7 protein-coding genes are annotated in these 13,620 nt (G+C 52.1%); 3 read left to right on the top strand and 4 right to left on the bottom strand.

The features are described from left to right. Window positions 1–214: 214 nt before the first annotated feature. Window positions 215–2,614: a DUF4159 domain-containing protein gene (locus ACN0YH_RS13025; protein WP_417379999.1), complete on the top strand. Its 2,400-nt coding sequence runs from the start codon at window positions 215–217 to the stop codon at window positions 2,612–2,614. Window positions 2,615–2,746: 132 nt separating this feature from the next. After that, entirely contained in the window at window positions 2,747–3,139 is a 393-nt protein-coding gene (locus tag ACN0YH_RS13020) for a hypothetical protein (RefSeq protein WP_417379998.1), read from the top strand. 6 nt (window positions 3,140–3,145) lie between these two features. On the opposite strand, the gene ACN0YH_RS13015 is transcribed toward ACN0YH_RS13020, so the two are convergent. Beyond that, window positions 3,146–3,556 carry a hypothetical protein gene (locus ACN0YH_RS13015; protein WP_417379997.1) on the bottom strand — a complete coding sequence of 137 codons (411 nt, stop codon included), beginning with the start codon at window positions 3,554–3,556 and terminating at the stop codon, window positions 3,146–3,148. A 477-nt stretch (window positions 3,557–4,033) separates the two neighbouring features. Between ACN0YH_RS13015 and ACN0YH_RS13010 the strand changes: the two genes are divergently transcribed. Then, on the top strand, window positions 4,034–5,335 hold the full coding sequence (locus ACN0YH_RS13010) for a glycosyltransferase family 87 protein (protein ID WP_417379996.1): 1,302 nt from the start codon (window positions 4,034–4,036) through the stop codon (window positions 5,333–5,335). Window positions 5,336–5,373: 38 nt separating this feature from the next. Here the strand turns inward: ACN0YH_RS13010 and ACN0YH_RS13005 are convergent, their stop codons facing one another. The 3 genes from ACN0YH_RS13005 to ACN0YH_RS12995 form a co-directional block, all read right to left on the bottom strand. Next, window positions 5,374–6,723: a NosD domain-containing protein gene (locus ACN0YH_RS13005; protein ID WP_417379995.1), complete on the bottom strand. Its 1,350-nt coding sequence runs from the start codon at window positions 6,721–6,723 to the stop codon at window positions 5,374–5,376. Window positions 6,724–6,897: 174 nt separating this feature from the next. Next, on the bottom strand, window positions 6,898–9,924 hold the full coding sequence (locus tag ACN0YH_RS13000; protein ID WP_417379994.1) for a carboxypeptidase regulatory-like domain-containing protein: 3,027 nt from the start codon (window positions 9,922–9,924) through the stop codon (window positions 6,898–6,900). A gap of 137 nt (window positions 9,925–10,061) precedes the next feature. After that, a complete protein-coding gene (locus tag ACN0YH_RS12995; protein ID WP_417379993.1) occupies window positions 10,062–13,004 on the bottom strand; it encodes a hypothetical protein in 2,943 nt (980 codons plus the stop codon). Window positions 13,005–13,620: the final 616 nt, after the last annotated feature.

The following is a 13,620-nucleotide window of genomic DNA, read 5'->3' as shown; positions in this document are numbered from 1 at the left end:
TCGATCTGACTATTTTACTAAACAATAAAGTCAACCAGACTCATCACTTACTACGAGGGCGTTTCACTGGATTCACATGATTTAAACGCACATTGACGTAGTTTGATGGCCAAATTACGATGCTGCCCTTCTCGATAAACTGAACAGGCTGATAAGGGAATGAATGACGGAATGGATCGCATTCGCCGCGGCAGCATTTTGAAACGGTGTGAGCATGCATAATCGAAGTCCGACAGTCCGATTTTTTCGCAGCGTATTGTTCTGCTGGACGGTGGCGGCGGGAATCATTGCATTCCCCCCTGCATTACAGGCGGAGCACATCACACGTGCGGATGTATTGTCTTCAATCGAAAAAGCAACACACTTTCTCTTGAAACAGCAACAGCCCGACGGAACCTGGCAACTGGCCGGCCATCCTGAACAGACTGTTGTGCTGACCAGCTTCACGCTGCATACCCTGCTTCATGCCGGCATAAAGGCGGACAATGCAGAAATTCAAAAGGGACTCCAGTGGCTCCGCAAACAGGACCCGGTCAAGACACACGAAATTTCGCTGATGCTCGAAGCACTGGCAGCGGCCCGCGATGCGGACCGTGACCTCCCGCTGATGAAACGATTGACGCAGAAGCTGGAGGCGGGAAAGTCCCAGGGAACGAATGATGGTGCCTGGAGTTTTGGCGCAGACGATGTCCCAAACTATGCTCACTTTGCAGCATTCGGTCTTTACGAAGCCGCACAACAGGGAGTGCCGGTTCAAACAGCGACCTGGCAGCGGGCACGCACTCACTGGCTGGGTCGACAGAACCGGGATGGAGGTTGGGGATCACAGGGAAGTGGTTTCAGTCGTGGAGGCATCACGGCGGCAGGAATCGCTTACCTGGTCACAACCGAAAACCTGCTCCGCAGTCAGCGTATCGAGCGAAACGCAGATGGTTCACCCCGTTGTTGCGGCGAAGCATTCCAAGATGAAGCGGTCGCTGCAGGATGTCGCTGGCTGGGAAATCACTTCACGGTGACACACAACCCGAGCACTGATGCCAATTCTGATGGATCGATCGGTTACCTTTATTATCTGTATTGCCTGGAACGTGTGGGACGTTTGACGGGACGACGTTACTTCACCAGTCAGTCCGGAAAACAGTTCGACTGGTATCGCGAAGGGGCCAAGTACCTGATCGCGCATCAGAATCCCATTACCGGGGCCTGGGTCGGCGCACCGGCCCTGCTGGAAGATTGTCCGATACTCGCCACTGACTATGCGTTGCACTTCCTCTCCCGGGGACTGACGCCGATCTTAGCCGGCAAGCTCAAGTGGAACGGCGCGCCTGATACTGCAAAAGATTCGATCGACTATACGCCTCAGGACGTCTGGAACCTGGCACGTTATACCAGCCGGCTGAAAGACTGGCCGCGACAACTCACCTGGCAGTCAGTCAATATGAATCGAGCGGATGCCGATGATCTCAATCAATGCCCGCTGCTGATCCTGGATGTCGCCAATGTGAACCGTTTCACACCCGCTCAAATTGCTCTCCTGAAAACTTATCTGCAGGATGGTGGCTGCCTGTTTGCGCTGGGAGGCTGTCAAAGCGCCTCTCCTGATGCGGCGATACAACAATTAATTTCGAAACTGTATCCCGCAGATGAAGTCAAACTTCGTATGCTGGAGCGGACTCATCCGGTCTACCGCAGCGAATTTCGGTTGCTGAATCTGAAAACCGGCGAGCCGCTGGTGGAACTATGGGGAGCCGAGACCGGTTGCCGCACCTCCATTCTGTATTCTCCCGACGATCTGGGTTGCCTGTGGGATCAATGGTCGCCGCTGACTCTGCCTCACCGTTCCCCTGAACTGGATACCAAAATCACAGATGCGCTGCACGTGGGCGTGAATGTCGCGGCGCTGGCAGCAGGACGCGTGCTGATCAAGGAATTGGGACCAGGGAACCCTGCAGAGCCTGCATCGATAGCGCAACGGGTTGAGCACCGGCTGTTGAACATCGCCAGAATTCGTGCTTCTGCGGAATGGGACGCCGCTCCGCATGCGTTGCGAAAACTGCTGCGTGCTATGAACCAGGTTTCCGGCGGTCAATTCGCGACGAACCCCAGCAACGTCCCGCTTTCCGATCCCCGGCTGTTCAAACATCCGTTGCTATATCTGCATGGTCGCGCTGGATTCGTCCTCAGCCCGGAAGATCAACGTGCATTAAAAACACATCTACTGCAGGGAGGCGTGTTATTCGCAGATGCCTGCTGCGGTGCTGATGAATTTGATGCCAGCTTTCGCCGACTGGCAGAACAGCTGTTTCCAACTCATAAGCTGGAACGGATTCCCGCTGATCATGAATTATTTTCCACGAAAACCGGCTACGATCTGCGGCAGATCCATTTCCGGAAAGCGCTAGACCTGCAGACCCGCTCGACCGGGGAACGCATCGAACTGAAAGCGCCCGTGGTAGAAGGCATCAAGGTCGATGACCGCTATGTGATCCTCTATAGTCCCTACGATCTGAGCTGCGCCATCGAGCATGGCGATAAAATCACCTGCGCCGGCTACACCGAAGCAGATGCGATCCGCCTGGGTTTAAATATCGTCTGGTACTCCCTGCTGCATTAACTCGAATGCAGATGACTGTGGTGAGTGACTGTGGTGACAGGCGATTCCATTTCTTTCAGAACTCAGATTGGAATACCCGGATAACCGTGTTAATATATTAAAGATCGGGCTTCACTTTTTCTGGATGATTCTATGCAAACTAACCTGACACGCAGGCGTTTTTTTGAAATCGACCTGCCCGTGGTTCTCAGAACGGCAAAGGCATTTTTCTCGCGGCCCGAGACGCAGTTACGACTGGTGATTTACGCGCAGTGTCTGTTTACCGTCATCCTGTTCTGCCTGGTGCATATTGGCTTTCAGCCTCTCACGACCTATCTGCATGAGAGAAATGCCATGAATTACTGGGTGCAGTTCCTGTTCCTGGTGCCTGTGATCTCTGTCTGTTTTGGTGTGGCGTTTCTGCTGCTGTTTGGTACACATCAATACCCGGTAGGGGAGTCGTGGCTCTGTTTTCTCGTTTACGTAGCCAACTTCGCCGCCGCCATGGTGTTTCTGCATGCCTTGCGTTTCGCCAATCTGATTTAAATGCGATCAGCTTCTCTGCTGTGCGGATTGCTGCTTTTCTTCCAGGACCATCCAGTCGGGCAGAGGGATCGCTTTGCTGCGGGCAACCAGTAACAGGCAGCCAATGACGATCACCAGAATAGGCACTTCCACATCCAGCGTAATCCGACCGGTCTGACGCAGGACTGACAGGCAACTGGCGATGATGAAAAAGGGACCAAGCAGAACCGTTGATTTATCAATACCACTGACGGCAAATGACAGAACTCCAATGACTGCCAGCCCCAGTGTCCAGATCCAGTTGATACCGGGCACGATGCCGAGAGTCGTCAACAGCCAGCCTGTCCCAATACCGATGATGAGCAGAGGCAGAATCAATGTTTTCCGGTCCGATCTGGATTGAGTGACTTCTGTAACCGTCGATGATGTCTCATTCATGGCGCTGCCCTTCTACCTTAAAAGTAAGAAAATGACTTATCTAATCTTAGAGGCGTATTGATGCTGGAAACATCACTCTGTTTTTAAATCATTTTTTATAAAACTGAACATGCTATTTGGACTAGTGGAGTGTCATTTTTAAATTTTGCGTTGATAGATATCACAAGAGTGCGACAACGGAGCACGTAAACAACACCCCTGTCCCTCAATTTCAAGCTTGTCAAAGCACTAGACTGTGTCCAGTTTTACTGTAGCGTCTTCAGGGCTGTTTGGCCCGAGTCTATTAGATTGAGAGACGCTATCATTAAATGTGATGCGCTCTCAATACATAAATCGGTCAGATATTAACGATTCCACAATGACTTAACGTAAAAGAATAGCTGTAATCTGAAGCTGATCTGCTACAATCGGCGGCCCTGGGAGTCTGGAAACCGTTCTGAATACTGGGGCCGTTTGATCGTGACGGAAGGGAGTCTCGTGCTGAAATCACTGTTGGCAGACAAAAATCGTTTCTGGCAGAGTGTGGTCATCACGCTGGGAGTCGTGATCGCGATCATCCAGTTTGTCCAGATTGCAAAAAAGAATCCAGGTGATTTTCATCTGCACTGGCGTTCGGGGGAATTGATCGCAACCGGCGAATTTCTGTACGTCAATAATCATAACTATCCCTATCCCCCGTTCTGGGGATTCGTGCATGCGCCGCTGGCCAGCTTTTCGATGCAGACCGCTTACCTGCTGATTTACCCGCTGTTCTTCATATCTTTGCTTCTGTTGATCTGGGTCTTAAACCGCATGAGCGAGACTCATTTTCCCCTGTTGCGGAACCAGTTGTTCTGGGTTGTGACTGCGGCAATTTTTCTCTCCAGTCGCTACCTGATCAGGGACATGCTGGAGTGCGGTGTGAACCTGGCTTTAGTAGCGCTCTCTTGGCTGGGCGTCTATCTCTGGACCCGGAAAAAGGAACTGTGGGGCAGTATTCCCCTGGGGTTTGCGATGGCCCTCAAGTGCACGCCCAGCCTGTTCTGGGTCTATTTCATTCTCAAACGGGAATGGAAAATGGCGATCTATACGTTTCTGGCGGCGGCATTCTTCACGCTCTCACCCATGTTCAAACTGGGTTACACAGAATACCGCAGGACTTTTGAGCACTGGGCAAACATTGTCGCGAAAGGCATGCTGGAACCCAACCCGATCCGCTGGATGGGGGGCGAGATTCCGCTGGCGAATATGTCTTTCAAACCGGCGCTGGCCCGCTACCTGATGCATTTTCCCCCAGAACACGAAGCCCGACTGGACTCTCCCCTGTATCTCGATTTTCTGGATCTGTCTCCGCAAACGTCGCTGCGTATCATTAAAGCAGTCATGCTCTGCTTTCTGGTTTTTATTGGCTGGAAATTTCGCAGGCATTATGAAGATCGAGACGACGAACGTATTTTGTGGGAGTGTGCGATCATCTCGATTATGATTCTGCTGTACTCTCCCGTCACCTGGGGGCAGCATTGCGTTGGAATTTTTCCGGGCATGTACCTGCTGATCCGTTGCGCCACCAGTCGTCAGAATTTTACCAGACCATTGAAAATCGGCATTGGCCTGTTTGTGTTTCTGATTCTGATTTTGAACCGCACCTTTATCGGCAAGTTTTACAGTGAGGTGATGAGCACGTATCACATCGCCACGTTTGCCTTTATTGGGATCCTCTTTTTTCTGTTGAACCGTCACGGATGTGTGACGCGGGAGAAAGAGTCGAAATCAGAGCAGGTCATCCTCGATCCTGAATGATTGACAGTCTGGCACAAGGAAGCAGCAACATAATAAGGTCAGTCAGTTAACTTAATATTGGTGATCCCTTCCCGCCCCGGATCAAAAATATTTTGGAAAATATGAATGCCGGTCGCCCGGGGATCGACGCGAACGGCGTACACATAGCGGGGCTGCCGGTCTGCTGACGCGGCCTGCTGTCTCCCCGAATTCTGTACGATGTTCCCTTGAATGATTACATTTGCGAGAGGCGGGTTATCGGGTTTCTGCCCCGAGTCGAGCAGGATCGGGTTGCCTTGATTGCCCCAGATCCAGTGTGCGTTTCCGTATCCGAAGTCCGAGATGATATTGTTGGCAATCAGTGAACCGCCATCACTGTTATCGCTGCGGGCCGGTCGTTTGTCACCGGTTTGCTGCGCAGCATGTGAAGCGGCACCGGGCATTAAGCCGATACTCCAGAGATCATTTTTGATAAACTGATTGCCGATAATCGCCACGTTACGGGAACCATGCATGGCTTTCATGCCGACAAAACAGTTGGAGACGATGTTCTGCGAGACAATCACGTGGTCGGAATGCAGGTCGATACCCTGGGCACCGTTTTCAATCGTATTCCCCAGAATCTGTGTGCGGTCACTCTCGGTAGGAGAGGTGACAATGATGGCAGATCCCTGGTGCCAGTTATTAACGGTCTCGCGGTCCCAGGTCTCCTGGCGCGTCAACTCACCTTTGGTCTCATTCTTTTTTGAAAACTGTCCGAGCTGATATTTCTGCTGGACTTCAGGAGTCGGCAGCAGTTCGTGCTCTACAATCCGATTTCCCTGAATCCGCGTTCCGGTACTCGCGTTGACCACGATCCCCGTTCCATCAATGCAATGAAAGGCATAACCCCAGTCAGGTGATGCCGTGCGATCGTCGATACTGATCCGCATGTAGTTCGAAATCGTGCAGTTGCGAATGGTGGCGTTACGACAATTAAGTAGATACAACACGCCGGACCGGGTGCGGTGATTAGAAACGGTAACGTTGTCAAGTACCAGATCCTGACAGTCGCGCGCATTGACCGCTTCAGTAGCTGTGGTCTGCTTTCCCTCCGGACGTGTCAGAACAATGTCGCGTAACTGCACTCCATTACGATGTTCGAGTTCGATAAACGGTACCGCAGGATTGGTCTGAATGATCCGCCCCGGCCCATACAGGCCGCTGCCATCATGACGAATGACGATTTTCTCTGAGATCTCATAATCCCCGGCGGGAAGAAACAGCATCTTACCCGGCTGTGCGTCGAGGGTTGTCTGGATCGACTGATTGGTGGTGACGATGGGGAAGGATTGATTATTTTGTGCGAAGCCGGTGGCGGTGGTAAGAATACTGATGAGGAGAACCGTTTGCATGGTGAGTGAGCGCATGGAGAATCCTGTATCTATAGCGAGCGCTGGTGCAGTCAGATTCCTGCTCGCTGCATTCGGGCATATCCCAATTTTTGAAACGACAATCTATATTCTATCTCTAAAACGTAGTGTGCGCTGCCGCACAGGGCTGCCCTATGGTTATATTGATCAGCGTCGAGGAAATCAATTCCCTTACTTCTGCAGCGCTTCGACGAGTGTGTTGATTTCCATTGAATTCAGGCGGATGGCGGTTTTTTCCAGCATGTTGCGAAAGTGGACGCGGCTACTTTGGCTGCCGGGGAAACCGATGTTCGTTCCGTCCTCCTCGTTGGAGGTGATGAGCACTTTGCCCTCTTTGTCTAAAATAGCGCACCAGGGGATGCCACCCTGCGCTCCGCCGCGCATCGTTTTCATGATCTCGTCGGCACCAGTCCAGCGGTGATCCATTTTGATCCAGATATAATCGCGTTCCCAGATTTCCTGCTCCCTGACCAGAAACCGGGACAGCAGTCGGCAGGGGGCACACCAGGTTGCGGTTTCCTGGACGAGGACCCGTTTGTTTTCCTGGTTTGCCTGTCTGAGAGCAGCCGCGAGCAACTCTTCTGCATTGCGGATTGGTACGGTGTGCGTTTGCAGAAATGTAAGTACCTGCTCCCTGGTGATCTTTCCGTTTCTGGAAAGTGCACTGCGATCGGCGTGCGCGAGAGGTTTACCTTGTTCATCTGTGATTATCAGCAGGAAATCGGCGTGATCTCCTGCCAGATTTGCATCCAACGTTTTTGCCAGTTGCTGAGCTGCTGGCCGATTTTCAGCAGAGGTGTCGACGCTCATCATCAGGAACGAGTAGAGTTCCCGCCGAATTTTTCCATCACGATACCGCAGTCGCATCAACTGTCTGACAGTTTCACCCCGGGGATCGCCAAACAGAACCAGGTTGTGCTGCATGGCGATCCGGGCTTCCTGTTTCTGGCGCGTGAAGCGTTCCCCTGGCGTTCCCGGTTCTTTAAATGCGGCAGTGATTTGATCTTCCAGTGTAAGCCGCCCCTGGGTTCGCGGGGGTTCCATTTCCAAGACGCCCAGGTCGACTGACTCATCGTCTTCGACCCTCACCGTTTCCAGGATTTGGGAACTGGAAGTCCCCGGTTCAGGGTGAAAGACCACAGTTAAGCGGTATTTCTGCTCCTGTATCAGATTGTCAATTTGAAAGTGTCCTGTCTGATCTGTAACCGTGGATTGCCTGAAATTGATGGATAGCTGGGAATCGTCATCCTGGCCCAGATAGAGCATGACGCCGTATCTGATTTCGACTTCCTTGAGCGGTTGTTTTGTTTTCGTGTCGACAAGTTGCCCCACCACCTTGCCTGATGGACGAAGTGGAATGGTCACGGTTTTCGTATCGGGACCGATCTCGACCACGCCTGACCATTTTTTGTCTTTGCTGTGGGCAAAAAGCATGGTGCGGTATAGTTCGCGATTGACTTTAAACCTGCCTGATTTGTCTGTTGTTGAGATCAGCTGTCCCACGGTCGTTTTACGGCCATAGAGACCGATCACCTTCGCATCCGGGACGGGTTGAGGTGGGTCACCTGTCACAACAGTTCCAGTCAGTGCTCCTTCCCAATGTCGGAGGGCGTGAAAATTGAGTTCTTTTTCCGGCTCACCTTCGATATCAAATTCTGTCACGGTCTCTGCATTTTGAGAGACGATCCATGAGAGCCCGTTCACCAGATAGTTTCCGTCGCCGACTGATATTTCGAAGCTTCCATCTACATCGGTCAAAATACGATGTGCAATCCGCGGTTGTACTCTTTTTCGGCTGTTCTTGGGGTTAGGTAACGTTATGCCTTGCGTGTCCTTGAGATTCTGGCCGAGCTGATAGAAATAAAAGCTGAGACCGGCCAGCGGTTCTTGCTGAGACCCCACGGTGACCCGGCCATGAATGCGTGTGGCAGGACGGAGTTGGAAATCCAGATTGTTGATCGGTTTTCCCGGCCAAAGCGCAAAGCCCGTCTGGGGCGCTGAAGCCCATTCACGGTTGCCTGCCGTAACCAGGTAAATCATGTTGGGGGCGGCCTGGATGGTGTAACGGCCCTCTTCGTCAGTGAAAACCGATTTCCGAAAATCGTCGCTTCGATAGTTTTCGCCTGAGACAGTGACTTCAATTCCCCGGGCGGGTGAACCATCGGGAAGCGTGATCCTCCCAGAAATGGGGACCAGCTTTTCCAGTTGGATGGTCAGTGTATCATTACCGGTTTTCGGATCATACACGCTTCTTTGGTGGACGTGCTGTTGATCGCTGGGCCAGATTGTGAGTTGCTTCTGATGCCAGTGTGGGATCCATTGAAAGACGACCGCGCCGTTCGCGTCCGTTGTCTCTGCTACCAGACTGTTGAAGCCGGAGAGATCCAGATCAGGGTAATTCGGCTTTTGAATGTACCAGGGGTAGACTTTGACGCCAGGGATCGGCGTGCCGTCGGTTTCTGTCAGCAGAACTTTCAGAGACCGCGCTCCCTCTAGTTTCAATTGAACGGGATGATCGGGCCAGGCAGGCGGCCTGTGGAGTCTGTCTCCAGTCATACTGCGGGGAACGGAGAATATTTTATAGTCGGCACCATGTCCATCACTGATGGCGAACGCCTTTTGAAACTCCACATCCCGGGGCAGATGAAACACAATACGTCCCTGGTCATCGGTCAGACCCGTTCCCCAGTCCCTGTAATCGGCCAGGACGCCCGCAGTGGCATTCGCAATCGGTTTGCCTGTGGCATCGACTACCAGCAATTCCACACGCCGCGCTGGCTGCAACTTCAGTCGCAGTTGTTTCAGCGCAGGATCGTCAGTCAGTTTTTCCCAGGACAGTAGTTGCTGTGCCATCAGATGTGCTGAATTGCCCACCGCCTGGACGAAATACACACGTTCATTTTGGACCGGCGCGCGCAACGTAAACTGCCCTTGTCTGTTGGTCCTGGTTTCGATCTGTCCTTTTTTCGGATACAGCCATTCGACGATGACTTTCACATCGGCGACCGGTTTGTCCTGTTCATCGACGACGGTACCTTTAAGCGTGATCTGTTCTTTTTCCGGTTCTGCAGCCTGTGCCGTGAACGGAAGTAATTGTGCTCCCATGAGAAACAGAGAGCAGAGGTAGAGATGTTGCATGCGGGCACATTTTCCGAAGCGGGTTGCATCACGCTGAATAGAAAGTGGTGACAGGCTCATGAAATCCGAACTTTCGAGAGAGGACAACAGACAGGTTTTTCATACCGACGCAGGGTGTGCCTGACCCCGCTCATGCGATTCCGGAACCAAGTAATGCTCATTGTGTAGCGCGAATATGAAAACAATCATCGCATGCATTAATCTTTCTGTTTCAGCGCTTCGACGAGGGTGTTGACATCCATGGGGGTCAGGCGGATGGCGGTTTTCTCCAGCATGTCGCGAACATGGGCGAGGTCACTGCGGGTGCTGGGAAATCCGATGTTTTCACCTGCTTGATTGTTAGAAGTGGCCATGACATTGCCGTCCTGATCGAGGATGGCCCACCAGGGGATGCCGCCCTGCGCTCCGCCGCGCATCGTTTTCATGATCTTGTCGGCACCAGTCCAGCGGTGATCCATTTTGATCCAGATATAATCGCGCTGCCATTGTTCGCGTTCCCGATCAAGAAACTGAGAAAGCAAACGACAGGGGCCACACCAGGTTGCAGTTTCCTGTACGAGAATCCGCTTGTTCTCCTGCTTCGCCTGCTTGAGCGCCGTATCCAGCAGCTCCCGCGCATCATAGGGAGGCAGCGTGTGTGTTTTAAGAAACGCAAGCAGTTTTTCTTTGCTGACTTTTCCGTCAGCAGAAAGCGCAACCCAGCCAGACTGGGCCAGCTGTTTGCCAGCTTCATCTGTGACGAACAGATCAAAGTCGGGACTGTCGTGATTCAGCTTGACTCCCAGTTCTTTCGCCAGCGCGTTGGCGGCTGCGCTTTTTTCACCAGAGGAATCGATGGCGATGACCAGAAATGGGAACAATGCCGTGCGGACATCACCGTCTTCATACCGCAGCTTCATCAACTGCTGAACGGAGTCCGATTCGGGATCACCGAACAGAACGATCGGACGCTGCATGACAAGTCGGACGATCTGCTTGCCGCGGGCAAACCGTTCCAGTGGAGTTCCTTTCACGTTAAACGCGGCTGCGATTCTCTCTGCAAGTGTCGGAGGAACATAAGGAGGCCGGGGTGGCGAAACTTCGAGTTTGCCCAACTCTATTGGCTGTGTGCTTTCCGGTTTTACCTTTTCAATGGGCCGCCAGCTGATTTGGTTCGGCTGATCTTTGGGTCGATTGACCAGGCTGATGTTGTACTCCTGTCCCAGAACCAGATCATTGATTTCAAAGTGGCCCTGTTTATCGGTGAATGTTTTTCCCCCGAAACCGGTTCGAAAGGGATTACTTCTGCCTCCCAGGTGAACTCGAATTCCATAACTGACTTCGCGTTCGCTGAATGGTGCTTCGGTCGTTTCATCAACCAACTGTCCCCGAACCGTTCCCAGAGGCTGAAGCGGGATGGTGACCGCATCTGTATCGGGACCAATCTCGACTATGCCTGCCAGCTGTTTGTCTTTGCTGCGGGCATAAATCACAACAGGATGCAGTTCACGTTCGACTTTAAATTTTCCAGACTGTTCTGTGTTTGCCTGCAAGTCATGCCCTGCCAGCTGATATCGATAGATTCCATGCACCGTGGCTTCTGGAACGGGGCGAGGAGGATTGCCGGTCACAATGTTTCCCGTCAGCATACCTTTTTCGGGTCGGGCAGCATGGAAATCGAATTTTTTCTCCGGTTCGTCAGTGATTTCAAATTTCTGAATCGGATTTTGCGAGGGGCCGCGGATATCAAATTTCCCGGAGCCGACGAACAATTCATATTCGCCATTTGTGTCGGTGGTGGTGCTGTGCACAATGGTGGGTTGTACCCATCTCCTGCTCTTGTCGGGATTCGGCAGTTCCACGTCTTTCATATTATGGACATCCTGTCCGTAGTGATAGACGGCCATATATTGTCCTTTGACGGGTTCCTGTCGAGAGCCTACCGTCACGCGCCCAAAAATCCGGGTTGCAGGTCGAAGTTGGAAATCCAGATTTGATATCGGTTTGCCTGGCCAGAGCGCAAAACCGGTATGCGGGGCGGAGGCCCACTTCTGATTTCCGGCTGTCAGGAGATAGACATTATTGGGTGCAGCTTTGATCAAATAACGTCCCTGTTCATCAGTGTGCACTGTTTGCCGGAACGTGTCCAACTCGTAATTTTCTCCCGTTGCTGAGATCGCCATACCAATGGCCGGGGATCCATCAGGAAGTGTCACCTGTCCGGAAAGAGGGACCAGTTTTACCAGTTCAACGGTTAGTTTGCCGTCACCTTTCTGAGGATCATAGAGGGCTCGCTGGTGAACATATTCTTTGTCTCGAGGCCAGATAATAATCTGATCTTTCTGCCAGCGAGGAATCCAGGAAATCTCGATCTTACCCTGCTTATCCGTCTGAGCCGAAACCAGTTTGCGGTAATAGGAGAGATTCAGCCCACGGTTCTGGCCTTTTTTTTGAAGCAGCCAGGGGCTGACATCGACACCGGCTATGGGAGTACCATCGGTTTCCTGAACCTTGACCTGCAATGGCTGGTTTCCATCGAGAATCAGGCGGATCGGGTGATCGGGAATCGCAGGGAGTTTGGTGAGCTGATCGCCTGACTGCCCGCGAGGCAGTTCATAAGATTGATAATCCAGGCCGTGGCCCTCGCTGATCGCGCATACATTTTGAATTTGTGCGTCCTGAGGCAGATCATATGTTATCTTTCCTTCCTGATCGGTCAGCCCAGTTCCCCGGAGTCGATGATCTGCCACGACCCCAGTTCTGGCATTGGTAATCGGTTTACCGGCTGCATCAACGACTTCCAGTATGAGCCGTTGAGAGGGTTTCAATTTCAGCTTCAGGGTATCAAGTGAAGGATCTTTCTCGATGTCTCGCCAGGGGAGACGAAGCTGAGCCATGAGGGGGCCCGGCGCAGATGCCTGCAGTACCTGTCCGCGAAATCGAGAGATGTCTCCGGTTAATGTGAATTTGCCCTCTGTGTCGGTTGTAGCCTGAATATTTTTTGTATCTCCATCAAACAGGTCACTCCAGTTAATGAGGACCCGCACATTCGCTGCCGGTTTGTCATGCTCATCAACAACGATGCCTTGAATCGTCAGCTGTTCTTTTTTATCTGACTCCTCGGCATGAACATTTCGTGCAACAGGGAACGCGCTTACCAAGAACAGGCTCAAACAGAAGAAAACAAAAAGCCTGCGGGTACATATCCCCTGATAGACACACGAGGCAAGGAAAACGGGAATGGACTGGCTCATAGCATCTGCGCTTTCGAGAAAAATGAAGAGTGTTTCTCAGATGACGGACTCCAGGCGTGCCTTGTCCCGGGAGAACTGTTTCCGGAGAGGAATGAGCTGTATTGGATGTGTTATTTAAAGCACTTCCCGCTGTTCATCTCCGGCACTGTTGATCATATCGGATAGAATACAGGGGTTCAAACTTTTTCTGTTTTGAAATGAAAATTCGTGCCACGGTGAGCAGAAATCGGCCGGTAGTCTGGCAGAGGAGTGATTATCAGAAACAGGGTTTCGAGAATTCGGTCTGTTGATAATCTGTTCGTGTTGCACGGACGAGACCGGCAACTGGTGCTTCCCGGTGTAGCGCAAGACTGTCCTGCAGTCGACTCAAACAAGGCACGTACGGGCGCGGGTATGACGCAAAACAGGGCGAAACAGGTCCCATTTGGTGCTGTATATCACGCCGTGAAGTTGCCTGTTTTGAAAAATCACTCTGAAACCCGAGACTTTTATAGTGCGTTTCTTCACAGGGGAGGAGAAATCA

The sequence above is a fragment of the Gimesia sp. genome (assembly GCF_048262075.1).
Taxonomy (GTDB): Bacteria; Planctomycetota; Planctomycetia; order Planctomycetales; family Planctomycetaceae; genus Gimesia.
This window is presented reverse-complemented; position numbering and strand designations above follow the sequence as displayed.

Coding starts and splice junctions, on each gene's coding strand:
- ACN0YH_RS13000 (WP_417379994.1), bottom strand. CDS start 9,924: ATGAGCCTGTCACCACTTTCTATTCAGCGTGATGCAACCCGCTTCGGA.
- ACN0YH_RS13020 (WP_417379998.1), top strand. CDS start 2,747: ATGCAAACTAACCTGACACGCAGGCGTTTTTTTGAAATCGACCTGCCC.
- ACN0YH_RS13025 (WP_417379999.1), top strand. CDS start 215: ATGCATAATCGAAGTCCGACAGTCCGATTTTTTCGCAGCGTATTGTTC.
- ACN0YH_RS13015 (WP_417379997.1), bottom strand. CDS start 3,556: ATGAATGAGACATCATCGACGGTTACAGAAGTCACTCAATCCAGATCG.
- ACN0YH_RS13005 (WP_417379995.1), bottom strand. CDS start 6,723: ATGCGCTCACTCACCATGCAAACGGTTCTCCTCATCAGTATTCTTACC.